We start from the raw sequence: 24,408 nt of genomic DNA on the forward strand, positions 1-24,408 counted from the left end.
CTCAGCCGAGCAGACGCTCGACCTTCGGCGCATCGGCCAGCTGCCAGATGCGCTGGCACATCGCCTGGGCCTCGTCGGCCGTCGCGCCTTCGCCGTAATGCGCGAGGCGCTGCATCTTGTCTTCGATTTCCGCGCGGCTCAGGCTGTTGCCCGGGTCGCCCTTGGGCTCGTCCACGCGGCCTTGCAGCGTGCGGCCGTCGGCGGTCTCGACGCTGACCTTGCCGATCCAGCGGGCGGGGTAGGCGGCATCGACTTCGGTGTCCAGCTGCATCGCCACCTTGTCGCGAAAGCCCGCGACTTCAGGCGCGAGAAAGTCGCGGTCGAATTCGCCGAGGCCCGCGCGGCCGTGCACCGCGATCAGGCCGAGCACCGTGCCCATCGAGAACTTGCCCTGGTGCACCGTCGCGGGCACGGTCACGCGGCCCAGCACGTCGATGGCGCCTTGATGCACATGGGCGGTGACGTGCGCCACGTCGCCGTGCTTGAGCTGGTTCTGCGTCATGACCTGCAGCAGCGCGTCGGCGGCGGGGTGCGTGTGGCGGCAGGAGGCGTGGTACTTGAACGAGGTTTCGGCGAGCGTCCAGCGCGTGCCGAGGCCGTCCGTGAGCCTTGCCGGGTCGGCGTCGCTCGACATGCCGACGCCCAGGCCTTGCGCGCCTTCGAGGATCTTCGCTGCGCCAGTGAAGCCATCCTGTGCAAGGTAGGCCGACATGAGCCCGCTGGCCGCGGCATGTGCGCAATGCAGTTGCTTGGAGTCGGCCGCATCGCGAAGGAACTCCCACACACCAGCCGATTGCGTACCCGCCGATCCGAAGGCGTGCAGCATCTGCTGCGGTGTGAGGTCGAGCAAACGGCCCACGGCCGCAGCGGCGGCGATCGTGCCTGCAGTCGCAGTGGTGTGGAAAGTCTTGTAGTGCGAGCGCCCGAGGAACTCGCCGACGCGGATGCCGACTTCGTAGCCCGCGACCACGGCGGTCAGCAGTTTCGCACCGCTCGCGCCGATGCTCTGCGCCACCGCGAGTGCGGGCGCGATGACCACGGCCGCAGGGTGGAACACCGAGCCGTTGTGCACATCGTCCTGCTCCACGAAGTGCGAAGCCGCTGCGTTCACGAGCGCGGCGAACACCGGCGAGCTGGTGCGGCGCGAGGTCAGTATTTCGCTCGGCCCATCGGCGGGTCCCATCATCTGCGCGAAGCGCTCGATGCTGCGTATCGGCCGCGCGGTGCGGGCCGCGAGCACCGAACCGAGCCAGTCGAGCATCAGGTCTTCGGTGCGGCGCAACACGGGGGCGGGAATGTCCGCGAACTTCAGTTCGGCGGCGAAGGTGGCGAGCGCCTTGCTGGGGTGGTTCGAATCGGTCATGGGTGCGGTCCCTTCAGAACGAGCGCGGGAGGCCGAGCATGTGTTCGGCGACGTAGCTCAGGATGAGATTGGTCGAGATCGGCGCCACCTGGTAGAGCCGCGTCTCGCGGAACTTGCGTTCGATGTCGTATTCGCACGCGAAGCCGAAGCCGCCGTGGAATTGCAGACACGCATTGGCCGCTTCCCAGCTCGCCTTGGCCGCGAGGTACTTCGCCATGTTGGCCTGCGCGCCGCAGGGCTCGTGCGCATCGAACAGGCGGCAGGCTTCGTAACGCATGAGGTTCGCCGCCTCGATCTCGATGAACGCCTCGGCAATCGGAAACTGCACGCCCTGGTTCTGGCCGATGGGCCGGCCGAACACGACGCGCTCCTTCGTGTATGCCGTCACCTTGTCGATGAACCAGTAGCCATCGCCGATGCACTCGGCCGCGATCAGCGTGCGCTCGGCGTTGAGGCCGTCCAGGATGTACTTGAAGCCCTGGCCTTCCACGCCGATCAGGTTCTCGGCAGGAATCTCGAGGTTCTCGAAGAACAGTTCGTTGGTCTCGTGGTTGACCATGTTGAGAATCGGCCGCACCGTCATGCCCTTGCCGATGGCTTCGCGCAGGTCGACGATGAAGATCGACATTCCCTCGGATTTCTTCTTCACGTCCGCAAGCGGCGTGGTGCGCGCGAGCAGGATCATCAGGTCCGAGTGCTGGATGCGCGAGATCCACACCTTCTGTCCGTTGATGACGTAGCGGTCGCCCTTCTTCACCGCAGTGGTCTTGATCTTGGTGGTGTCGGTTCCAGTGCTGGGTTCGGTCACGCCCATCGATTGCAGGCGCAGCTCGCCGGTGGCGATGCGCGGCAGGTACTCGCGCTTCTGCGCCTCGCTGCCATGGCGCAGCAGCGTGCCCATGTTGTACATCTGGCCGTGGCAGGCGCCGGAGTTGCCGCCGCAGCGGTTGATTTCTTCCATGATCACCGAGGCCTCGGTGAGGCCGAGGCCCGAGCCGCCGTATTCCTGCGGAATCAGCGCGGCCATCCAGCCGGCCTGGGTGAGCGCATCGACGAACTCGGCGGGGTAGCCGCGGGCCTCGTCGATCTTGCGGAAGTATTCGTTGGGGAACTGCGCGCACAGGTCGCGCACGGCGTCGCGGATGTCGGGGAAGCGCTTGTCGTTGGCGTTGTTCATCGGTCGTTGTTTCTTTTTTCTTTTTCAATCCTGGCGGGGGCCGCCGGCTTCCTTCTCCACGCGCTGCCAGATCTCGATGGCCATCGGGTCGTCGATTTCCTCCAGGATGTGGCCCACCAGGCCGATGGCGCGCGCCATCACGCCGATGCCGCGGATGATCTTCCAGGGAAAACCGAACTCGGCGGCGATCGCGCCGATGGCGCCGGTGGCGTTGATCGGCAGCGACTTGCCCGAGACGCGTTCGGCTTCGCCCTGCACCGCCTGCATCAGCGCGACGTAGTGGGTGGACAGGCCGTTCTCCGCCGCGATCTGGAACAGGCGTGGCGTGCGCGGGTCGATGGGCTTGTGCAGCGGATGGCCCAGGCCCGGCACGATCTGCTTGCGGGCGCGGTGGTCGGCGACGATGTCCCTGGCCATGTCGGCCAGCGGGCGGGTCGGCTTCTCGCCGAAGGGGATGGCCTCGTACAGCATCTTCGCGGCGCCTTCGGTGCTGCCGACGAACACGCTGCCCAGGCCGCAGAGGCCCGCGGCTACGGCCGCCTGCAGCGCTTCGGGGGCGCCCGCATAGGTGAGGCGCGCGGCCAGCGCGCTCGGCGTCACGCCATGCTCGACCAGCGTGACGACGATGGCATTGAAGGTGACGGACTCCTGCGGCGTCGGGATGCGGCCCGTGAGCTCCAGGAAGGCCATGTCGCCCAGGTTCAGGTGGCCGAGGATTTCCGAGGGCAGGTCGCGCCCGCGCACGGTGATCCTGTCGGGGGTGCTGTGGCCCAGTTCGGTGTGCAGGGATTTCTTGATCTTGGTGGTCATGCGCCGAATCTAGCCCCGTCCCGCGCGAGGCGGCTCCGTGATTGCGAAACCCTCCCTTCGGCAAATGCAAATGCCGCCCGCCGGGGTCTTCTGCCACGCTGCAGCCATGGATATCGAATCACTCTCGGCAATGCGCGAAGCGGCGCTCGACTACTTCGTGCGCAGCCGCGCCACGCAAAGACGGCGTGCGTTGATGGAGCAGCCCGATGCCGGCGAAGCGCAGGGCTGGAGCGCGCTCGCGGAGTTGGGCTGGACGGGCATGCTCGCGCCCGAATCCGCGGGCGGCCTGGGGCTGGAACTGGATGGCGCGGCGGAAATCCTGCGTGCGGCCGGCGAGCACGCGGCGCCCGAGCCGCTGCTGGCCGTGGCCGGTCTCAGCGCGTTGCTGCTGGCGCGGCTGGACACGCCCGCCGCCCGTGCATTGCTCTCTGACCTGATCGCAGGCCGCAGCCTGCCTGCACTGGCGTGGCAAGAGAGCGCAGGCGACCTGAGCGCGGTGCCGCTCGCCTGCGGTTGCGAGGCGCGCGCAGGGCATGCGGGCGGCGTGCTGCTGCAAGGAGAAAAGCTCATGGTGCTGCCCGGCAGCGCCGCGAGCGGCTGGCTGGTGTCGGCACGCGGCGACGACGATGCGGTGATCCTCTGGGTGCCGCGGGGCACCGAAGGCGTGAGCGAAACCGTGGTGCCGCTGGTCGATGGCGGACAGGCCTCGAGCCTGCGCTTCGAGCAGGTCGCGCTGCCGTCCGATGCGGTGCTGGCCGAAGGGCCCGCCGCGCAAGACGCATTGCGCCATGCGCTCGCGGCCGGCCAGATCCTGCAGGCCGCCGAGCTGCTGGGCGCGGGGCAGGCGATGCTCGCGCAGACGCTGGCCTACCTGCGCACCCGCTCGCAGTTCGGCAAGCCCATCGGCAGCTTCCAGGCCCTGCAGCACCGCTGCGTCGACATGTTCATCCACCTCGAGGTGGCGCAGGCCGCGCTGAACGAGGTGTTGGTGCTGGCGAACACCGGGCTGCCGGTGGACCGGCTCGAAGCCGAGGCAAGCCGCGTCAATGCGCGCTGCACCGCCGCGGCGCTGCAGGCCTCGCGCACCTCCGTGCAGTTGCACGGCGCCATCGGCTACACGCAGGAATGCGACCTGAGCCTGTTCTACAAGCGCGTGCTGTGTCTCTCGGCGTGGCTGGGCAACGTCACCGCGCATCGGCATCGGCATGGCCTGCTCGCAGGCGAAAGCGAAGCAACGACAACCGCTGCCGCATGGGCCGGCGAGTTCCCCCGCACCGCCGACTGGTCCGCCATGCCCGAGGCCGAGTTCCGCCGCATGGTGCGCGGCTTCCTGCACCAGCGCTATCCGCAGGCGCTGCGCTATCTCTCGCACCGCGCGCGATGGAGCGAGATGCGCGAGTGGTACCTCACGCTGTCGGCGCAGGGCTGGATCGCCCCGGCCTGGCCCGAGGCGCACGGCGGCATGGGCCTGCCGGCCGACAAGCTCATCGCGTGGATCGAGGAGCTGGAGCAATACGGCGTGGCGCGCGCGCCCGACCAGGGCATCGTGATGATCGGGCCCTTGCTCATCCAGCACGGCACGCCCGAACAGCAGCAGCGCTTTCTGCCGCGCATCCTGAGCGGCGAGAACGTCTGGTGCCAAGGCTATTCGGAGCCCAATGCCGGTTCCGACCTCGCGGGCCTGCGCACCGAGGCCATCGCGGGGCGCGATGCAGAGGGCGATCACTTCATCGTCAACGGCCAGAAGATCTGGACCACGCTCGCGCAGGACGCCAACCACATCTTCATGCTCGTGCGCACCGACAAGACGGCGAGGAAGCAAGAGGGCATCAGCTTTCTTTTGTGCGACCTGCGCACGCCGGGCATCACGGTGCGGCCGATTCACACGCTGGCGGGCGAACCGGAGTTCTGCGAGGTGTTCTTCGACAACGTGCGCGTGCCGGCGGAGAACCTCGTCGGCCAGCTGCATGGCGGCTGGACGATCGCGAAGGCGCTGCTGGGTTTCGAGCGCATCTTCCTCGGCAGCCCCAAGCAGTCGCAGTACGCGCTGGGCCAGCTCGCGCGGCTCGCAGAGGCGCGCCGTTTGTTCGCAGAGCCCGTGTTCGCGCAGCGCTTCGCGGCGCTGCGGCTCGACGTGGCCGACCTGACCGCCGCCTACACCAGCTTCGCCAACATCGTGCGCGCCGGCAAGCCGCTGCCCGCGTCGGTGTCGCTCTTGAAGATCTGGGCGAGCGAGACCTACCACCGCATCGGCGCGCTGCTGGTCGAAGCCGGCGAAGAGCAGGGCGCGGTCGCGGGCGACCAGGTGCTCGACGGGCAGACCTTCAACGTGCTCTCGCCGCTCATCGGCGCGACGGCCGCAATGATCTACGGCGGCACCAACGAGATCCAGCGCAACATCCTCGCGCGGCAGGTCTTGGACCTTCCGGCCTGAGCGGTGCGAGCGCCGAAGAAATAAACAACAGGAGACAACGCTCATGGAATCCCTCGACCTCTCCCGGCGCCACGCCGTGGCCGCGCTGGCGGGCAGCGCATTGCTGTCCATGCTGCCCTCGCGCGTCTTCGCGCAACACGCGCAGCAGCCGCTGCCGTCGCTCATCAAGCTCGTGGTCGGCTATTCGGCCGGCGGTCCGGTCGATGGCGCCGCGCGCCTGCTCGCGCCCGCGCTGGGCCAGGAACTCGGCACGCAGGTGATCGTGGACAACCGCCCGGGCGCCGCCGGCTCGCTCGGCGGCAACGCGGTCGCCAAGGCGCCGCCCGATGGCGCCATGCTGTTCTTCGGCGCGAGCCCGACCATCACGATCAACCCGAACGTGCAGCGCAGCATGCCGTTCGACCCGATGAAGGACCTGACGCCCATCGCGCCGCTGGTGGACTACACCAACGTGCTCGTGGTCAACAAGGACCTGCCGGTGCGCAACGTCGCCGAGCTGCTGGCCTATGCGAAGGCCAAGCCCGGCAAGCTCTTCTACGGCTCGGCGGGCGTGGGCGCTTCCAACCACCTGAGCGGCGCGCTGCTGGAGAAGATGACCGGCGTGCAGCTCACGCACGTGCCCTACAAGGGCAGCGCGCCCGCGCTCGCCGACGTGATGGCGGGCACGGTGCCGATGATGTTCGACATCATCGCGACCTCGCGGCCTTTCATCCAGTCGGGGCGCCTGCGCGCGCTGGCGGTCACTTCGCGGCAGCGCAACCGCATGCTGCCCGACGTGCCGACGATGATCGAATCGGGCGTGGCCGACTACGACGTGGGCGGCTGGTTCGGGCTCTACGGACCGGCGCGCATGGACCCAGCGCTGGTCGCGCGCATCAACGCCGCGGCGCACAGGATGCTGGCGCGCGAAGACATCGCGAACCGGCTGCGCGAACAGGGCTACGACGTGTGGTCGGGTGGGGCCGATCTGCTCGCGACCAAGGGCCAGTCCGACCGCAAGCTCTGGGCGACCGCGTCCAAGGGCATCGAGGCGGAATAGCCGATGCATCGCATCCACAGCCTGCTGCAAGAACGCGCGATCCGCACGCCGGAGGCCGTCTTTCTTTTCGAACCCGGCGGCACCACCACCTACGCGGCGCTGCAGGCGATGGCCGACACGGCCACGCAAGACCTGATCGATGCCGGCGTGCGCCCGACCGACCGCGTGGTGCTGGTCGCCGAGAACTGCGCCGCGCACATCGCGCTGCTGATGGCGTGCAGCCGCATCGGTGCGTGGTCGTGCGGCGTGAATGCGCGCATGTCGCCGGGCGAGATCGCGGCCATCGTCGAGCGTGCCGATGCGCGCCTGTGCTGCTACACGACCGGCGCCTCGGTGGCCGCGCGCCTGCATGCGGAGCGCGCAACGTCCGCGACGGCCAGGCTGCCGGGCGTCATGTATTCCACCGTGCGCACCGAGGCACGGCCCGAGCCCGATGCGGCATTGGCCGACACCGCCGCGATCATCTTCACCTCCGGCACCTCGGGCACGCCCAAGGGCGTGATGGTGTCGCACCGCGGGCTGCTGCATTTCGGGCGCGTGTCGGCGGCCGTGCGCGCGCTCGACGGGCGCGACCGCGTCTACGCGTTCCTCCCGATGACCCACATCTTCGGCATCGGCACGGTGCTGATGGCCGCGCTCACGGGCGGTGCGTCGCTGGTGCTGCGCGGCAGCTTCTCGCCGGCCGACATGCTGCAGGCGCTGGCGCACGAGGAGGTGTCGAACCTGCTCGGGCCGCCGACGATGTATGCGCGGTTGCTGGCGCACATCGAGGCCGAGCGCGCGGCGCCGCGCTTTCCGCGTCTGCGCTACGTGTACACCGGCTCCGCGCCGCTCGACCTCGCGCTCAAGCAGCGCGTCGAGCACCTGTTCGGCCAGCCGCTGCACTATGGCTACGGCCTCTCGGAGTACGCGGGCTCGGTGTTCCTCACGCGCACCGAAGCGCCGCGTGCGGACACGGCGGCCGGCCATGCGGTCGAGGGCGGCGAAGCGCGCATCGTGGGCATCGATGGCCAGGAGGTACCGGCGGGTGACACCGGCGAAATCTGGCTGCGCGGCCCCGGCCTGATGCTCGGCTACTTCCGCGACGCGGCCGCCACCGCCCAGGTGATGCGCCCCGGCGGCTGGTACGCCACCGGCGACCTCGGGCGCTTCGGCGACGACGGCGCGCTGTTCGTGGTGGGGCGGCTGAAGGAGATGATCATCCGATCGGGCTTCAACGTGTACCCGGCGGAAATCGAGGCGGTGATCGGCCGCTTCGAGGGCGTGCACCTGTGCGCGGTGGTCGGCGTGCCGGAGGCCGATGGCAACGAGCAGATCGTCGCCTTCGCCGAGCTGAAGCCCGGCGCCTCGCTCGACGAGGCCGCGCTGCGCACCTACCTGGCCGAGCACCTCTCGCCCTACAAGCGGCCGGCCCGCATCGAGGTGATCGATGCCATGCCCACCACCGCCAACGGCAAGCTGCTCAAGCGGGAACTGCAAGCACGTGCCCGGGCGTCGTGAGTCTGCGGGACGCCGCCAACGCGCCTCCAATGGACACCCTCGGACTTATCCTGCAAAGAGGTGCGCTGCCGTCCGCCAGCCGGTCGCTCTCGCAAGCTGCATCGTGGTGGCCTTCACACAAGGAATCCACACCATGGCCGATGACCTGAGCAAGCGCGGACCGCAGGATGCAGCCCGCATCAATGTCAATGAATCCCACGAGGTCCGCTACTGGACCCAGACGCTGGGCGTGACCGAGGCGCAGCTGCGCTCGGCCGTCGCCGCCGCCGGTGTCGAGGTGAAGGACATCCGCACCTACCTCGGGAAACCCTGAGCTCCCGAAGTCCGGGACGTGGGCGCCGGGGCGTAGGCACGCTCCTACACCTTGGCGGGGAGGCGGGCACGATACTCGTTGTCTTCTCCCCCGTTTCAGGAAATTTCCCGTGACCGTCCCAGTCCCCCGCCGCACGGGCTGCACCCCGACCTGGGCTGCAGCGCAATGAAGTCCTCGCCCGGAGCGCGCAGCTGGATCGCTGCCGGCGTGCGCCATGAACTGCTCACGCGCGCCCTGCCGGCCCTGCGCCACGACATGGCAGCGCCCGTCTCGGTGGTCCGCATGGCGCTCCTGATGCTCAAGCGCCAGGTGGCGGCCACGCCCATCGATCCGGCCGCCTGCGAAGAGCGCGTGGCCCTCATCGACAACCAGGTGTCGGAACTGGTGCAGGCCATCCGCTCGCTGCGCGACTGGGAACTGGCCACCACCGACGACGGCATCACCCGCAGCGCGCTGGTGGCGCAGTGCGTGAACCTGATGCGTTCGGCCTTCGACCTGCACGGCGTGATGCTCGATGCCGACCCTTCGCTCGATGTGCCGCTCGATGCACAGGACGAAGAGCCGCGCCGTCCTGCGGGTGCCGCGCTGCGCTACCTTTTCCTGGGCGCCCTGGGTTATCTGCACGACGGTGCGGCCGAAGCCGGTGCGATCCGGGTCGAGGCGGACGGCCCCGATGCGCTGCGCTTCATTGCCTTGCCGCGCGAACCCGGCGCCGCGAACCCCGTGCTGGACGCGCACCGCGCGCCACGTGCGCTGGCCATCGACGCGATCGCGCTGCAGAACCTTGCCGAGGATATGGGCTACGCCATCGCGGTGGAAGGCGACAGCGTGCGTTTCTCGCTCGCGACCGGCTGAAGCCTGCGCTTGCCGGTGCGATGCTCGCCGGCGCGTCGTTCGCGTGCTTGCGTCTGTCGGTGTGCCTGCCGGTGCGTCCGCAAGAAGGCCAGCAGCCGCCGCTCCGCCGCATACAGCCCGCGCGAAGGCCTGGCCGTGGCGCGGCCGGCGATCTTCTCGAACAGCGTGGCGGCGGCGTCCTCGTCGTCGCTCGCGAGCGCACTGCCCAGCGCCAGCACGGCCGGGTGCACATAGGCCTTCTTGCAGACCGCCGGCGTGTTGCCCAACTGCTTGGCCACCGCCGCGAGGATGTCCTTGGCGCTGTAGCGGCTGCCGTCCGCGGCGACGCGGCCCGGCTCGCAGGCCAGGCGCGTGAGCTCCAATGCCTGCACCGTGCCGTGCCAGGTGCGGAAGTCCTTGGCAGTGAAGCGGTCGCCCTGCGAGGCGTCGGTGGCGCCCGCGGCCTCGGCGATGTAGTCGTTGACGTCGGTGGACGAGACGCCGCGCAACTCGCCCTCTTCGTCCGCGTACTGGAAAAGCGCCTGCCCCGGCAGCTGCTGGCACTGGCGCACCACCTTCGCCACGCGCGGGTCGTCGAGCTTGGCCTCGTGCATCACGCCGCTCTTGCCCTTGAAGTGCAGCCGCAGCGCGGAGCCCTGCACGGCCGCATGCCGGTTGCGCAGCGTGGTGAGGCCGAAGGAGCCGTTGCTGCTCGCGTACTCCTCGTTGCCCACGCGCAGCAGCGTGGTGTCGAGCAGGCGCACGAGCGCGGCCAGCACCTGGCTGCGGCCGGGCATCTTCTGCCCCTTCACCGGCTGCAGGTCGCGCGCGACGCGGGCGCGGATGCGTGGCAGCGCGAGCGCGAAAGCCTCGAGCCGGTCGAACTTGGTCTCGTCCTTCATCACGCGCCAGTCGGGGTGGTAGCGGTATTGCTTGCGCCCGCGCGCGTCGATGCCCGTGGCCTGCAGGTGGCCGTTGGGCAGGGGGCAGATCCACACCTGCGTGTAGGCCGGCGGGATGGCCAGCATGCGGATGCGGGAGATCTCGTCCACGTCGCGCAGCCACCGGCCCTTGGCATCGCGGTAGCGAAAGCGCTCGCCGTGCCTGAGGCGCTGGATGCCGGGCATGTCGGGGTTCACGTAGACCAGGCCGTTGGCGATGGGCGTGGGCTTGGAGGGCGCCCTGGCGGGCGGTCTGGCGATGGGCGAAGTGGAGGCCGGCATGAGGTTTGCGTCTGGAGATGCATCCGCTTGTGCCAGCACCGACAATCCCCCGGTGTAGGACGCCGCAAGCTGTTGGCGCCTCTCTTCCACCCATTCCCGCCCGAAAAAATCATGCTTCCTCGCTGGTCCTCTCTCTGCGCCCGCTGGTCGGCGCTGTGCGCCGCGGCGCTGCTCGCCACGGCCTGTGCCTCCACCTCGCCAGCGCCGACGGCATCGGGTGCATCGGCCGCGCCCGTCAAGGTCAAGGTCTTCGTGGCCGCCATGTTCGAGATCGGCCAGAACACCGGCGACCGCGCCGGCGAGTTCCAGTACTGGTACGAACGCTACTGGAAGGGCGCCAGGCCGATGGCCGTGCCGGGCGCGCTGCAACCCGTGTACTGCAACGCCGACGGCGTGTGCGGCGCGGTGCTCGGCATGGGCAAGGTCAACTCGTCGTCGTCGATGCAGGCGATCCTGCTGAACCCGCAGTTCGATTTCTCGCAGGCCTACTACGTGATCTCCGGCGTGGCCGGCACGCCGCCTTCGCGCGGCACCATCGGCGAGGTGAGCTGGGCCACCTGGCTCGTGGACTACGACCTCGGCCACCGCTGGGCGCCCGAGGAAAACAAGGCCGGCGAGCCGACCTTCATGCCGCGCAAGGGCTACGAGGACTACCGCCGGTTCAAGCTCAACCCCGACCTCGTCGGCTGGGCGATGAGGCTCTCGGCCGACACGCCGCTCAAGGATTCGGAGTCCGCCCGCAAGTACCGCCTGCGCTACCCCGACGCCGCGGCGCGCCGCGCGCCCTTCGTCGGCACCGGCACCCACATGACGGGCGACACCTTCTTCCACGGCCCGGGCATGTCGAAGCAGGCGCAGTACATCGCCAGGCTCTACGGGGCGGACGACTACGTCATCACCGAAATGGAGGCCGCCGCCATCACCCTGGTGATCAAGCGCACCCACGGCACCGACCGCGTGATGAGCCTGCGCGGCGCGGTCAACTTCGACCAGGGCAACCCGAAGGAAGGCACGCTGCAGCACCTGGACCCTGCGCCGGGCGAGACGGCGGGTGGCTTCGCCGAGACGGTGGAGAACATCGCGCTGGTCGGCACGCGCGTGGTGGACCACATCGTTGCGAACTGGCCGCAGTGGCAGGCCGGCGTGCCGAAGCCCTGAGCGGGCTCAGGGCTGCGCGGGCTGCAGGTGCCAGGTCACGTTGAAGTCGAAGGGCGTCCAGCGGCTCACCGTGACACCCGCGCCCCGCAGGCCCCGGCCGGTCCAGGTGTTGCAGGTCTCGAAGAGGTTGTAGCCGCCTTCGGCTTCGTAGAAGGCGTCCTGGTTGTCGTAGTGCGCGCCTGCAATCGGGATCGCGCGGCCTGAGGGCAGCGAGGCGCGCACATAGGCCACGAGCTGCGCGTACTGCGCCTGCGAGAGCGGCAGCCTGAACGCCCCGCGCCGCATCTGCGCGCGCTGCAGGTACGTGATGTGCATCAGCGCGCGGTTGCCACCCGCGAGCGCACCGAAGGCGCGCGCGGCCGTGAGGTCGGCCCAGGTGGGCGTGTGCAGGTAGAACTCGCGGTCGCCCCAGCCGATGGCGATGAACTCCGCATCGGGCGGCACGGCCTTGAAGTCGGCGAGCGGAAAGAGCTGCTGCCAGTCGATGGTCGCGGACCGGACCGGGAACACGAGGTCGGTGTGCACGCCGTTGCTCAACACCCAGGCTTCCACGGCCGGTGCTTCCGCGGCCGGCTTCGCGTTGGCAGGCCAGAGCACCAGCGCACAGGCCACCGCTGCATACAGTCCCACCGCGAGCACGAACCCCAGCAGCGTGAATGCGATGCGCCGGAGCCAGCGTTCGATCATGGTTTCAGAAGAGCGAGGCCGTGGCCGAGGCCGGCTCCGCCGGGGTGCGCGAGGCGCCCGCGCCGGTCGGCGCCAGCGCTTCCGGGCTTCCCGCCTTCGCCAGCGCGCCCACGCGCACGCCCAAGAGGCGCAGCGGCCGCTCCAGCGGCACGCGCTTCAAGCACTGCCCGCCGACCTGCCGGATGGTCTTGCCGTCGTCGGTGAAGCGGTCGATGGTCTGGTCGCGCGTGGCGATCCTGAAATCGTCGTAGCGCAGCTTGATGCCGATGGTCTTGCCCACGTAGCCCTTGCGCTGCAGGTCTTCGGCCAGCTTCTCGCACAGGTGCGTGAAGATCGCGCCCAGCTCGGCGCGGTCGCGCACCGCGTGCAGGTCGCGCTCGAAGGTGGTCTCGCGGCTCATCGAGACGGGCTCGCTCTCGGTCACCACCGGCCGGTCGTCGCGGCCCCAGGCCACCTCGTGCATCCACGCGCCGGTGGCCTTGCCGAAGTTCTGGATCAGCCAGTCGCGCTCGCGCGCCGCGAGCTCGCCCACGGTCTCGATGCCGAAGCGCTTCAACTTCTCGTCGGCCTTGGGGCCGATGCCATTCACCTTGCGGCAGGGCAGCGGCCAGATGCGGCTCTCCAGGTCGCCTTCGTGGACGATGGAAATGCCGTTGGGCTTGTTGAACTCGCTCGCCATCTTGGCGATGAGCTTGTTGGGCGCCACGCCGATCGAGCAGGTCAGGCCCGTCGCGTCGAGGATGGACTTCTGGATCAGCCGCGCCAGCGAACGCCCGCCGTCGCGCTGGCCGCCGGGCACGTCGGTGAAGTCGATGTACACCTCGTCCACGCCGCGGTCTTCCATCAGCGGCGCGATGTCCAGGATCACCTGCTTGAAGGCGCGCGAGAAGCGTCGGTATTCGTCGAAATCGACCGGCAGGATGAGCGCCTGCGGACACAGCTTGGCCGCCTTCATGAGCCCCATGGCCGAGCCGATGCCGAACTGGCGCGCGGGGTAGGTGGCGGTGGTGATCACGCCGCGGCCGGTGTAGTCCTTCAGCCGCGGAAAGGCCTCCACCGGGATGTCGGCCAGCGTGCCGCCCTCGGGCAGGTTGCGGATGGCCTCGTCGACCGTGCGGCGTCCGCCGCCGATCACCATCGGCAGGCCCTTGAGCTGCGGATAGCGCAAGAGCTCGACCGACGCGTAGAAGGCGTCCATGTCGAGGTGGGCGATGCGGCGGATGGGGCCTGCCGGACGGGGCGGGGGGGGCGGGGAACTCACGGAAACGATTGTCTCGCGGCCGGCGGGGTTGCGCCCGCCGAGGGGCACCGGATCGGTCGTCGATCAGCGTGTCTCGACGGTCGCGAGCAACGGCGAATCGAACATCGCCACGGGCGAGATCACCGGTTCGTCCATCGGCACCTTGTCGCCGTAGCGCTCGCGCATCTTGGCGCGCACGGCCGGATCGCCGAGGTTGAACTCGCGGATCTTCTGCAGCTCGCCGATGCGCACGCCCAGCGCGCGCTGGTAGAGCTTCCACACGAGCTCGGAGCAGTAGATGCGGCCGTCCGACCATTCGAAGGTCAGGTCGTAGGGCCGGCCCGCGAAGTCGGCGGTGCGGGCGTGCAGGCGGGCCACGGCGCCGGGTGTCAGCAGCTTGTCGGCATCGCGCAGGCGCTTGACCACGTAGTGCCCGCCGTTGCCGCGCGCCGTCCATTGCGCGAGCGGCGTGTAGCGCACGGTCGAGACCGCCTCGAACACGAAGGGCTTGCCGTCCCGCAGCAGCACGATGCCCATGTGGCTGTAGCGGGAGCCCGTGGCGCGCTGCACGGCCACGCTCTGGGCCGAGCGGGAGGTGTGGAAGACGATGTCGCCGTCCTTCAGCACCGCTGCGTGCGCGGCGCCGCCTGCCAGCAGCGCGAGGAGAGGGGCGAGCAGCGTCGTGAAAAGGGCCTTCATCATGCGGGGCATTTTGCGCGATGCCGCTTGCGCGGTGCAGCATGCCGGTGCCATCATCCGCGCCATGCAAACCGTCGCCTCCATTCTCTGGCGCAGGCTCGACGCACCGGGCCACGACGCCTGCCGGCTCGAGCGCAATGCCTCGGCATGGCAACTCGACGGAGCGGCCGTGTTCCGCCAGGAGGACGGGCGCATCGCCCAGCTGCACTACCGCGTGCGCTGCGACCTGCATTGGCACACGCAATGGGGCATGGTGCGCGGCTGGCTCGGCGACTCGGCCGTCGAGCTGTCGATCGCGCGCGATGCGCATGGCCACTGGAAGCTCAACGACGAAGCCGTGCCCGACCTGTCGCATTGCGTGGACCTGGACCTGGGCTTCACGCCCGCCACCAACCTGCTGCAATTGCGGCGGCTCAATCTCTCCAAAGGCGAACGCGCCGATGCGCCGGCCGCCTGGGTCGATCTGGATGGCGGCGGCGTGCTCAGCGAGCTGATGCAAAGCTACGAACGGCGCAGCGAGAGCGAGTACGCGTATGTGGCCAAGCGCTTCGACTACGAGGCCGTGCTCGGTGTGACCGAAGACAGTTTCGTGCGCGACTATCCGCGGCTCTGGGTCGCCGAAAACTAGTCGAACTGCGACCGGTCCCCCGCGACCAGCGCGCGGTTGCGCCGCCGGTCCACGGCGATCTCGTGCGCGAAGTCCTCGATGCTCCCGCCGGCCGGCAGGTTGTAAGCCCCCCGCAGCCGCGCACGCACCGTGTCGCTGCGCAGCACGCGGTTGATCTCCGCATTCAGCCGCTGCACCACCGCCGCAGGCGTGCGCGCCGGGGCGAAGATGCCGAAGAGCGAATCGCGGTTCGCGCGCTCGTAGCCCAGTTCCGCGAGCGTGGGCACCGCGGGCAGCGCCTCGATGCGCGCAGGCGCACCCACCGCAAGCGCCTGGAACCGCCCGCCTTCGATGTACTGCAACTGCTGCGCCGCGACGTTGGTCGAGAGCACCTCGAACTGCCCGCTCAGCGCATCGTTGAGCTGCGGGCCGCCGCCCGCGTAGGGGATGTGCGTGATGTCGGTGCGGCTCTGCATGCGCACCTGCGCCAGCACCAGGTGCCCGATGGTGGCCACGCCCGAGGTGGCCCAGCGCACCGCGCCGGGCTGGCTGCGTGCAAGGGCGATCAGGTCGGCGAAGCCGTGTCCCGTGAAGGCCGGCGTGCCGACCACCAGCACCGGCGTGCGCATCACGCTGGCTACCGGCGCGAAGGCGCGCAGCGGGTCGTAGGGCACGCGGGCGATCAGCGGGTGCAGCGTGAGCGGGCTGATGGCGGAGAAGGCGAGGGTGCAGCCGTCGGGCGTGGCGCGCGAGAGCGCGTCCATGCCGATGCTGCCGCCCGCGCCCGCGCGGTTCTCGATGAGCACCGGCACGCCCAGCGCCTGCGAGAGTGGGTCGGCCAGCACGCGGGCCATGCCGTCGCTCACACCGCCCGGCGGATAGACCACGATCAGGCGCACCGGACGGTTCGGCCAGGGCGATGGCGATGAGGCTGTTGCGGCGTGAAGCAACTGCGGCATGGTGCAGGCAGCGGCCAGCAGGGCGCCCGTGCGGCGCACGAACCGGCGGCGGGGCAGCAAGGCAACGCTCATGACCCCGGGTTCTCGCTCGCGTGCCTGCGCAGCAGCGCGGCGAAGTGCTGCGCGGGCAGGTTGTCTTCTTCCACGCGCGACACCAGCGTGAGCGGCGCGTCGAGCTGGCCGCCGTCGGCCAGGCGCGCGTAGGCGATGGCATGCGCGTGCACGCCGGTCATCGAGGCCGGCACCACCGACAGGCCGACACCCGCGGCCACGAGATTCAGGTTGGTCATCATGCGGTCCACCTCGGCCACCACGCGCGGGCGCAGGCCCTTGGCGTGGCACAGCGCCAGCAGTTCGGCATAGAGGCCCGGCGCGCCCGGACGGCGCACGAGGATGATGCCTTCCTCGCACAGCCGCGCGAGCGGCAGCGGGCGCGAGGCCTTTTCCTTGTTCTTTCGAGTGACGGCAAAGCGGTGGTCGCTCGGCATTGCCACCAGCACCGGTTCGCGCAACAGCGTCTCGAACAAAAGACCCTCGGGCCGCGCCACCGGCACGCGCAGCAAGCCGCAGTGCAGGCGACCGGCGGCCAGCGCCTCGGTCAGCTCGGCCGCGTTGTTCTCGCGCAGTTGCAGCTCCACGCCAGGGTGCTCGCGGCGAAAGGCGCGCAGCGCCTCGGGCACGAAGCGGTGCGCCGCGGCCGAGCTGGTGAAGCCGACCGCCAGCGTGCCGACTTCGCCATTGGCCACGCGCGCCATGCGCTGCTTCATGGCCTCCATGTCCTGCAGCATGCGCAGCGCCTCGACCTGGAAGAGGCGCCCCGCATCGGTGAGCGCCACGCCACGCGGATGGCGGCGAAACAGCAGCACGCCCAGCTCGCGTTCGAGCGCCTTGATCGCCTGGCTCAGCGGCGGCTGCTGGATGCCCAACTGCTCGGCGGCGCGCGTCATGTGGCCGGTCTCGGCAACGGCCACGAAGTACCGCAGCGGTCTCATCTCCATGAGGTCTCCATATTTTTTTCGTATCGGATGTGTACTTTTATTTTATTTGACCCGAAGTCACTCGTACACCTATCGTCCGGCCGCCCATTCAAAAAAGCGGCCCTCCGAGGCCGCATGCCGGAGACAAGTCCATGCGCACACAGCGCCCCCGCTCGAAGATTTCGATGATCGACGCCGCCCTTCGCGTTGGCCGTTCGTTCGGCCCCGCGATCGGCATTTCGCTGGTTTCACTGGTCCTGGCCGCTTGCGGCGGCGGTGGGGGAGGAGGCGGCGGCGCCGGCTTCTTCCCGATCGTGCCGAACAACCCGCCATCGAGCGGCGGGTTGCCGGACACAGATCCGCCCGGCAACCCGCCCGAGAACCCGCCGCCCGTGGTGCCGGTGGTCGCCTGCGCGGACCTCACCGGCAAGAGCCTGCCTGCCTCGCTCATCAGCCTGCCCACGCAGGGCGCCACCGTCACCAGCGCCACGCCCGTGGCGGCGACCGACGCCGGCAACCAGCTGGGTGACTACTGCCGCGTGCGCGGCACCATCCAGCCGGTGGACCCGGCTTCGCAGCTCATCAACTTCGCGGTCAACCTGCCCGAGAAGTGGAACCAGAAGACCATCCACTTCGGCGGCGGCGGCTTCGACGGCGTCCTGATCGACGGCACCGAGGTCATCCGCTTCGGCCCCGCCGGCAAGCCCGCGCCGCTCGCGCTCGGGTATGCCACCTACGGCGACGACTCGGGTCACCAGTCCAGCAGCATCACCGACGGCAAGTTCGCCGCCAACGACGAGCAGCTCGCCAACTACGGCGGCCTGTCGCTCAAGAAGACGCGCGACGTGGCGCAGGCGCTGGTGTTCGCGCGCTATGCCATGAAGCCCAAGCATGCGTACTTCCTCGGCACCTCGACCGGCGGGCGCGACGCGCTCAGCTACATCCAGCGCTGGCCGCTGGACTACGACGGTGTGATCGCGAACGAGCCTGCGCTCAACTACACGGGCACGCGGCTGTCGAACGTGGCGGTGGGGCGTGCGCTCTATGGCAACAACGCTGCTGGCTGGTTGAGCCTGGACAAAACGCTGCGGGTGCAGAAAGTGGCAATGGATGCCTGCGACAAGCTCGACGGCGCGGTCGACAACATCGTGAGCAACGTGGAAAGCTGCCGTCAGCTGAACACGCAGATCCTGGACTTGCTGGCCTGCCCCGGCGGCCTGGACACAGCCCCCACCTGCCTGTCGAAAGAACAGCTCGACACCGTGCGCGCCATCGAATACCCGCTGGACTTCACGACTTACTCGTTGGCCAATGGCATAAAGCGCGCGGGTGGCTACAACATCCTCGAAGGCACGCTGGTGGCCGGCCCGTACACCTCGCGCGACCTCGGCACGAGCCCCACCAAGCGGGACGCCAACGTGTACGTCACCGGCGACCAGTGGGTGAAGTACTTCGTCACGCGCATCGCCGACTTCGATCCGGTCACCTTCAACCCGCTCGCCCCGGGCGCCTACACCGCGCGCGTGACCGAGGTGTCGAACCTCACCGATGCGACCAACCCTAACTTGGCGCCATTCTTTGATCACGGTGGCCGGCTCATCATGCTGCACGGCCTGGCCGACGAAGTGATCAGCAACAACTCGACCATCGACTACTACAAGCAGGTCGTCGCCACGCTGGGCCAAGCGGCGGTGGACAAGGGCATGCGCTTCTACACCGTGCCCGGCATGGGCCACGGCACGGGAGTGTTCATTCCCAACTGGGATTCGCTCGCCGCACTTGAAGGCTGGGTCGAGGGCGGCCTGGCACCCGCCACCGGCGTGGCGGTCGATGCAGTGCCTGCAACCTATGGACGCACGCGTCCGCTGTGCCTGTTCCCGAGCTGGCCCAAGTACAAGGGCAGCGGCAGCCTCGATGCGGCGGTCAACTACAGCTGCGTGACCGAGGTCGGCGACCCACTGGCGTGCCCGAACCTGCCTGCAGCCGTTACCACCTACAAGGGCGGAAACAGCTTCGGCGAAGAGCTGAGCGTCAAGATCGATCCGGCCGCCATGGCCTATACCGTGACAATCGACGAGAGCGTCCAGGATGGCCGCAAGGGCGTGCAGCGCTCAGGCACCCTGGTATCACAGGGACGACTGTGCAGCTATGCCAGCAGCGAGGCCGGTGCGGTTTTCACCTTCGCGGCGGGTGGCGTGCTTGCGGGTGGCGTCAATGCACCCGTGGGCGACGACTTCGCGCCGCTGCTTGCGTTCCAGAACACCTTCGAGAACGCGGCCAAGCCCGCGGTCTTCAATCCGGTCGCGTTCGAAGGCAACGTGGTGGGTGTCCAGCAGGACACGGCGAGCATGGTGGGCGAGGTGACCACGGCGGCGCAAGCGTTCGCCGTGAAACTGCGCAATGCGGGCACCTTCCAGTACTGCCGCGATCCGGTCGTGGGCTTCGTGCCTTACCTCGCTAGTTGCACCAGTCCCGAAAAGGGCTACATCACCTACAACGCGACACGCAATGCCTTCGACGTGCACACCACCGACGCGAGCGGCAGCGCCGTGACCGAGGGGGGCGTGATCACTGGCTCGATGGTGATCGGTCTCGTCAACGGCAATCCGGTGCCGGTGCATCTGGTGCGCGCGTCAAAGACAAACGCCGGCCTGCGCGTATTCACGCCGCAGTTGCCCTTGGCGCCCGGCGCGGCCGATGGCAGCTACGCGCTTTCCAGCGTGAAGGGGGAGAACCACGACGCCACGGTGGCGGGCAGCAGCTTCAACCTCGGCGGCGCTGCCGCGATACTGACCTATGACACCCCAGTGAAGGGCGTTGCACAGGCCGACGCGGGCCGCCCGGGCAACTTCATCTTCAACAACGGTGTCCTCGTGTTCCTTTCCACCGCCACCGCGGGAACCAACGCAGCCCTCGAACTCGGAGTACGCCATTGAAAAAACAACTGTCGCACCTTGCCGCCTTCGCCCTCCTCGGCACGGCTCCGCTGCTGTCCGCGCATGCGGCCCCTGTCGCAGCACCCAAGCCCGCGACCTGCCCGGCCCCCGTGCCCGAGGCCGCGCGCTGCTACACCGGTGAAGACGGCACCGGCGCGCTCTACTGGATCGCCATCCCGAAGGACTGGACGAAGGACGCGAACCGCGTGCTCGTGATGCACGCCCACGGCGGCCCCGAGACCGGTCCGCCCAAGCTGGAGCGCAGCGAGGAAGACCTGAAGCGCTGGGCTGTCACCGTGAAGGCCGGCTACGCGTGGGCCGGCTCCACCTACCGGCGCGGTGGCTACGGCGTGACGATGGCGGCCGAAGACACCGAGCGCCTGCGCCAGATCTTCGTGCGCCACTTCGGCCAGCCCAAGCGCACGCTGCTGCACGGCCAGAGCTACGGCGCGGGCGTGGCGGCGAAGGCGGCCGAACTCTATGCGCCGCTGGGCGATGCGAAGAGTCCCTACGACGGCCTGCTGCTCACCAGCGGCGTGCTCGGCGGCGGCAACAGCGCCTACGACTTCCGGCTCGACCTGCGCGTGGTCTACCAGTACGTCTGCCGCAACCATCCGCGCCCCGACGAGCCGCAGTACCCGCTGTGGATGGGCCTGCCGCTCGCGTCGAAACTCACCCGCGCCGAGCTCGCCGCGCGCGTCAAGGAATGCACCGGCGTCGGCATGCCCGCCGCGCAGCGCACGCCGGAACAGGCGGCGCGCCTGAAGACGATTCTCTCGGTCGTGAAGATCCAGGAGCGCTCGCTCGTGGGCCACCTGAACTGGGCGACGTGGCTCTTCCAGGACCTGGTGCAGAAGCGCCTGAACGGCCGCAACCCCTTCGGCAACATCGGCGTGGTCTACAGCGGCTCGGCGGACGACGCGGCGCTCAACGCGGGCGTCGCGCGCTATGCGGCCGACCCGCAGGCCAAGGGCGCGCTCGCGGCCGACAGCCAGCCGACCGGCCGCACCTCGCTGCCCACGGTGGGGCTGCATGCCATCGACGACCCGACCGCGTTCGTCGAGCTCGAAAACTCCTACCGCCGCATCCGCGATGCGGCCGGCACCGGCGGCAACCTGGTGCAGAGCTTCAGCGCCGAGCGCGAGCACAGTTATCTCAGCGATTCGGAATACCCCGCGCTCTTCGGCGCGCTGATGGACTGGATCGACAAGGGCGAGAAGCCCACGCCGCAGGGCCTGGCGCAACGCTGCGCATCGCTCGCGCCGCGCTACGACACCGACGGCAAGAACGGCTGCCACATCAAGCCCGAGTGGCAACCGCCCACGCTGGAGAGCCGCGTGCCTTCGCGCGCGCCCTGAGTTTTCTTTTTTGACCTTGACGGAGACTTCCATGAAAAAAATGTTCGCCCTCGCGGCGGTTGCCCTGGCCACCTTGGCTGTCGGCGCGCATGCGCAGGACTTTCCCGCGGGCAAGCCCGTGACCATCGTCGTGCCCTTCGCCGCAGGCGGCCCGACCGACCGCGTGGCGCGCGACCTGGCCGAGGCACTGCGCAAGCCCCTGGGCGGCGCGAGCGTGATCATCGACAACGTGCCCGGCGCGGGCAGCTCCATCGGCGCGGCCAAGGTGGCGCGCGCCAACCCCGATGGCTACACGCTGCTCTTGAACCACATCGCGATGGCGACCGTGCCGACGCTGGTGCGCAACGTGCCGTTCAAGGTCGAGAGCGACTTCGAGTACCTGGGCATCGTCAACGACGTGCCGATGACGCTGATCTCCAAGCCCAGCCTGCCGGCCAACAACTACAAGGAACTCACGGCCTGGATCGCCGCCAACAAGGGCAAGATCAACATCGGCAACGCGGGCGTGGGCTCGGCCTCGCACCTGTGCGGGCTCCTGTTCCAGAGCGCGACCAAGACCGAGATGACGCCCGTCCCCTACAAGGGCACCGCGCCGGCCATCACCGACCTGATCGGCGGCCAGATCGACCTCCTGTGCGACCAGAGCACCAACACCTCGCCGCAGATCGAGGCGAAGAAGGTCAAGGCCTATGCGGTGACCACGCCCAAGCGCCTGACCACGCCGCTCCTGAAGGACCTGCCCACGCTGGACGAAGCGGGCCTGAAGAACTTCGAGGTCACGATCTGGCACGGCCTCTATGCCCCCAAGGGCACGCCGGCGCCGGTGCTCAAGAAGCTCAACGATGCGCTGAAGGTTGCGTTGAAAGACCCGGACTTCATCAAGCGCGAAGAACTGCTGGGCGCCGTGGTCGCGACCGATGGCCGCATCGAACCGGCGGGCCACAAGAAGTTCGTGATCGGCGAGATCGCGAAGTGGACGCCTGTCATCAAGGCGGCCGGCGTCTACGCGGACTGACGCACGTTGGCCGGGAGCGCCGCTCTTCAGCGCGGCGCTCGTTGTTCATTCCGCGGAGGCCGGCGTGGATTCCGCCGTCCACCGCGCATGCGATGCGCTCAGGTGATGCAGCATCGCCGCCACCGCGGCCTGCGGGTCCCGCGCCTCCAGCGCGCGGTAGATCGCCTCGTGTTCCACGAACGCCGCCTTCCAGGCCTGCGAATCTTCCGTTCGCGCGCTCATGCGTGAGGAGATCGGGCTGTGCCGCCCGTCGAACAGTTCTCCCACCAGCCGCACGAGCACCGAGTTGCCCGTCATCTCCGCGATGGCGAGGTGAAAGCGCCGGTCGTTCTCGATCTGCGTGCGGCCGTTCAGGCCGTCCTGGCGCATGCTTTCCAGCGAAGCCCTCACGCGCTCCAGGAACTGCGGCGTGACGCGCGCCGAGGCCAGCGTGACCACCGAGCCTTCGAGCATCGCGCGCGCCTGCATCATTTCCGAGGGGCTTTCGCCGACCGCCGGCGTGGCGCGCTCGGGTGCGTCGTGCGCCGCGCAAACGTAGACGCCTGAACCCATCCGTATCTCGATGCGCCCGTCGATCTCCAGGGCGATCAGCGCTTCGCGCAGCGATGGCCGCGACACCCCCAACTGCAACGCCAGCTCCCGCTCCGGAGGCAACCGCGCGCCCGCGGGCAGGTTGCCGTCCCGGATGAAGGCCCGGATCTGGTCCGCGATCTGTTGGTAGAGCCGGCGGGTGTCGTTGGATTTGGCGGGGGGCTGCATGGCATCGATGCGGGACGGGGGCTATCTGGTCATGCCAGTTTGACATTTTCAAACGGCTACTTTTCGCCTATCTCGCCTCGTTCCTTCCGGGAAAACCCGCAAAGGGTTTGTTCTGGTAAGGCCAATTCGACATCATGGCAAAGTGGTCATACCAAATTGGTAAGGCCAAAAAAGCTGTCACACACCAGTACCTGTTCCCCCGGTCCGCATCTTTCCATTCAGAAAACAACAGGAGACAAGAAGATGAATTTCCGAACCATCGCCATGGCGAGCGCCCTGGGCGCCAGCCTTGGCCTCGGTGCGACGAGCGCCCAAGCCCAGAGCAGCGTCACCCTCTACGGTCGCGCCGTTGCGGGCGCCGACTACCAGAACAACATCGCCAACGACTCGGGCCAGGGCAGGGGTCACCTGTGGCGCGCGGCGGGCAACCAATGGGGCACCAGCATGCTGGGCGTCAAGGGCACGGAGGACCTGGGCGGCGGAATGGCCGCCTTCTTCGTGCTCGAAGGCGGCTTCGACCTGCCCAAGGCCACCCCCAACGGCGCTGACCTGCTGCTGAACCGTCGCTCCTACGTCGGCCTGCAGGACTACTGGGGCAAGCTGGTGCTGGGCAAGAACCTGTCGATTGCCAACGACGTCTGGTACATCGACCCGACGGGCCAGCAGTTCATCGGCACCGCGACGCTGGTGCGCGGTCGCAACTGGCAGGGCAACGACAACGGCATCGAGTACACGACGCCGACCTGGGGCGGCTTCAGCGCCACCGTGCAGACGGGCCTGGGCGAGCAGACAGACGGCTTCACGAAGCTGCGCAAGGACGGCGTCTCGGTGTCGTACATCGCGCCCTCGTTCGAAGTGCGCGCCATCTACGACGTGGCGCGCGACAAGAACGGCAAGTACTCGGACCTCTTCAACCAGTCCAAGGAGCTCACGCTGGGCGGCACCGCCACCTTCTTCGACGACCTGAAGATGTTCGTCGGCTACCAGCGGCTGTCGGCACCCGATGCACCGCTCAACGCACCGAGCAAGGCCAACCACTACTGGCTGGGCGCCAACTACAGGATCACGCCGTGGCTGACGCTGATCGGCTCGATGTTCCGCGTCACGCAGAACCGGAACGCCGGCAGCGCCAACCTGTACATGCTGGGCGCGAACTACGCGCTCTCCAAGCGCACGCTGCTCTACGCATCGGTGGGCAAGGTCTACAACAGCGAGACCGCCAACTTCTCGGTGGAAGCCACCAACAACAACCCGCCCGCGGGCGGCAAGCAGTCGGGCACGTACTTCGGCATCAGCCATACGTTCTGACGTCGCACGCAA

The 24,408-nt window shown here is 68.7% G+C and carries 21 protein-coding genes; 11 read left to right on the forward strand and 10 right to left on the reverse strand.

What is annotated here, in order from left to right; translation table 11 throughout:
- Nucleotide 1: 1 nt before the first annotated feature.
- The 3 genes from BM133_RS25720 to BM133_RS25730 are packed head-to-tail and all read right to left on the reverse strand — an operon-like array spanning nt 2 to nt 3,350.
- Nucleotides 2–1,363, reverse strand: coding sequence for an MmgE/PrpD family protein (locus BM133_RS25720; protein WP_093440196.1), 1,362 nt, complete (start codon nt 1,361–1,363; stop codon nt 2–4).
- 13 nt (nt 1,364–1,376) lie between these two features.
- A complete protein-coding gene (locus BM133_RS25725) occupies nt 1,377–2,540 on the reverse strand; it encodes an acyl-CoA dehydrogenase family protein (RefSeq protein WP_093440198.1) in 1,164 nt (387 codons plus the stop codon).
- Between the two features lie 24 nt (nt 2,541–2,564).
- Nucleotides 2,565–3,350: a citryl-CoA lyase gene (locus BM133_RS25730; RefSeq protein ID WP_093440201.1), complete on the reverse strand. Its 786-nt coding sequence runs from the start codon at nt 3,348–3,350 to the stop codon at nt 2,565–2,567.
- Between the two features lie 106 nt (nt 3,351–3,456).
- Between BM133_RS25730 and BM133_RS25735 the strand changes: the two genes are divergently transcribed.
- The 5 genes from BM133_RS25735 (at nt 3,457) to BM133_RS25755 (ending at nt 9,491) form a co-directional block, all read left to right on the forward strand.
- Nucleotides 3,457–5,784 (forward strand): acyl-CoA dehydrogenase family protein, encoded by a 2,328-nt coding sequence (locus BM133_RS25735; RefSeq protein WP_093440203.1) that lies wholly within the window; start codon nt 3,457–3,459, stop codon nt 5,782–5,784.
- Between the two features lie 43 nt (nt 5,785–5,827).
- Complete coding sequence (locus tag BM133_RS25740; protein WP_093440206.1) at nt 5,828–6,823, forward strand: Bug family tripartite tricarboxylate transporter substrate binding protein; 996 nt, start codon at nt 5,828–5,830, stop codon at nt 6,821–6,823.
- Nucleotides 6,824–6,826: 3 nt separating this feature from the next.
- Complete coding sequence (locus tag BM133_RS25745; RefSeq protein WP_093440209.1) at nt 6,827–8,323, forward strand: class I adenylate-forming enzyme family protein; 1,497 nt, start codon at nt 6,827–6,829, stop codon at nt 8,321–8,323.
- Nucleotides 8,324–8,456: 133 nt separating this feature from the next.
- Complete coding sequence (locus tag BM133_RS25750) at nt 8,457–8,636, forward strand: DUF3606 domain-containing protein (protein ID WP_042578428.1); 180 nt, start codon at nt 8,457–8,459, stop codon at nt 8,634–8,636.
- A 165-nt stretch (nt 8,637–8,801) separates the two neighbouring features.
- Nucleotides 8,802–9,491 (forward strand): hypothetical protein, encoded by a 690-nt coding sequence (locus tag BM133_RS25755; protein ID WP_093440211.1) that lies wholly within the window; start codon nt 8,802–8,804, stop codon nt 9,489–9,491.
- On the opposite strand, the gene BM133_RS25760 is transcribed toward BM133_RS25755, so the two are convergent.
- A complete protein-coding gene (locus BM133_RS25760; protein WP_093440214.1) occupies nt 9,437–10,693 on the reverse strand; it encodes a DNA topoisomerase IB in 1,257 nt (418 codons plus the stop codon). The two genes, BM133_RS25755 and BM133_RS25760, sit on opposite strands and share 55 nt — an antisense overlap.
- A 111-nt stretch (nt 10,694–10,804) precedes the next feature.
- Between BM133_RS25760 and BM133_RS25765 the strand changes: the two genes are divergently transcribed.
- Complete coding sequence (locus BM133_RS25765; protein WP_093440216.1) at nt 10,805–11,851, forward strand: purine-nucleoside phosphorylase; 1,047 nt, start codon at nt 10,805–10,807, stop codon at nt 11,849–11,851.
- 6 nt (nt 11,852–11,857) lie between these two features.
- Here BM133_RS25765 and BM133_RS25770 read toward each other — a convergent pair whose 3' ends face one another.
- The 3 genes from BM133_RS25770 to BM133_RS25780 form a co-directional block, all read right to left on the reverse strand.
- Entirely contained in the window at nt 11,858–12,538 is a 681-nt protein-coding gene (locus BM133_RS25770) for a TIGR02117 family protein (RefSeq protein WP_093440218.1), read from the reverse strand.
- Nucleotides 12,539–12,542: 4 nt separating this feature from the next.
- Nucleotides 12,543–13,736 carry a Y-family DNA polymerase gene (locus BM133_RS25775; protein ID WP_093440221.1) on the reverse strand — a complete coding sequence of 398 codons (1,194 nt, stop codon included), beginning with the start codon at nt 13,734–13,736 and terminating at the stop codon, nt 12,543–12,545.
- A gap of 126 nt (nt 13,737–13,862) precedes the next feature.
- Complete coding sequence (locus BM133_RS25780) at nt 13,863–14,480, reverse strand: YiiX family permuted papain-like enzyme (RefSeq protein ID WP_256219355.1); 618 nt, start codon at nt 14,478–14,480, stop codon at nt 13,863–13,865.
- A 61-nt stretch (nt 14,481–14,541) separates the two neighbouring features.
- Between BM133_RS25780 and BM133_RS25785 the strand changes: the two genes are divergently transcribed.
- Nucleotides 14,542–15,105 (forward strand): putative glycolipid-binding domain-containing protein, encoded by a 564-nt coding sequence (locus BM133_RS25785; RefSeq protein WP_093440406.1) that lies wholly within the window; start codon nt 14,542–14,544, stop codon nt 15,103–15,105.
- Here the strand turns inward: BM133_RS25785 and BM133_RS25790 are convergent.
- Both BM133_RS25790 and BM133_RS25795 read right to left on the reverse strand, forming a co-directional pair.
- Nucleotides 15,102–16,115 carry a Bug family tripartite tricarboxylate transporter substrate binding protein gene (locus tag BM133_RS25790; protein ID WP_093440226.1) on the reverse strand — a complete coding sequence of 338 codons (1,014 nt, stop codon included), beginning with the start codon at nt 16,113–16,115 and terminating at the stop codon, nt 15,102–15,104. The genes BM133_RS25785 and BM133_RS25790 overlap by 4 nt on opposite strands.
- Nucleotides 16,112–17,041, reverse strand: coding sequence for a LysR substrate-binding domain-containing protein (locus BM133_RS25795; RefSeq protein WP_093440228.1), 930 nt, complete (start codon nt 17,039–17,041; stop codon nt 16,112–16,114). Before BM133_RS25795 ends, BM133_RS25790 begins: the two co-directional genes overlap by 4 nt.
- Nucleotides 17,042–17,205: 164 nt before the next feature.
- Between BM133_RS25795 and BM133_RS25800 the strand changes: the two genes are divergently transcribed.
- The 3 genes from BM133_RS25800 to BM133_RS25810 are packed head-to-tail and all read left to right on the forward strand — an operon-like array spanning nt 17,206 to nt 22,329.
- Nucleotides 17,206–19,956 carry a tannase/feruloyl esterase family alpha/beta hydrolase gene (locus BM133_RS25800; protein WP_256219356.1) on the forward strand — a complete coding sequence of 917 codons (2,751 nt, stop codon included), beginning with the start codon at nt 17,206–17,208 and terminating at the stop codon, nt 19,954–19,956.
- A complete protein-coding gene (locus tag BM133_RS25805; protein WP_093440234.1) occupies nt 19,953–21,314 on the forward strand; it encodes an alpha/beta hydrolase family protein in 1,362 nt (453 codons plus the stop codon). The genes BM133_RS25800 and BM133_RS25805 overlap by 4 nt, the downstream gene beginning before the upstream one ends.
- A gap of 31 nt (nt 21,315–21,345) precedes the next feature.
- Nucleotides 21,346–22,329, forward strand: coding sequence for a tripartite tricarboxylate transporter substrate-binding protein (locus BM133_RS25810; RefSeq protein ID WP_093440236.1), 984 nt, complete (start codon nt 21,346–21,348; stop codon nt 22,327–22,329).
- Nucleotides 22,330–22,374: 45 nt separating this feature from the next.
- On the opposite strand, the gene BM133_RS25815 is transcribed toward BM133_RS25810, so the two are convergent.
- Entirely contained in the window at nt 22,375–23,088 is a 714-nt protein-coding gene (locus BM133_RS25815; RefSeq protein ID WP_093440239.1) for a FadR/GntR family transcriptional regulator, read from the reverse strand.
- A gap of 243 nt (nt 23,089–23,331) precedes the next feature.
- On the opposite strand from BM133_RS25815, the gene BM133_RS25820 reads away from it, so the two are divergent.
- Nucleotides 23,332–24,396 carry a porin gene (locus BM133_RS25820; protein WP_093440241.1) on the forward strand — a complete coding sequence of 355 codons (1,065 nt, stop codon included), beginning with the start codon at nt 23,332–23,334 and terminating at the stop codon, nt 24,394–24,396.
- Nucleotides 24,397–24,408 lie beyond the last annotated feature (12 nt).

The sequence above is a fragment of the Variovorax sp. 770b2 genome, assembly GCF_900115685.1.
In the GTDB taxonomy this organism is placed as follows: domain Bacteria; phylum Pseudomonadota; class Gammaproteobacteria; order Burkholderiales; family Burkholderiaceae_C; genus Variovorax.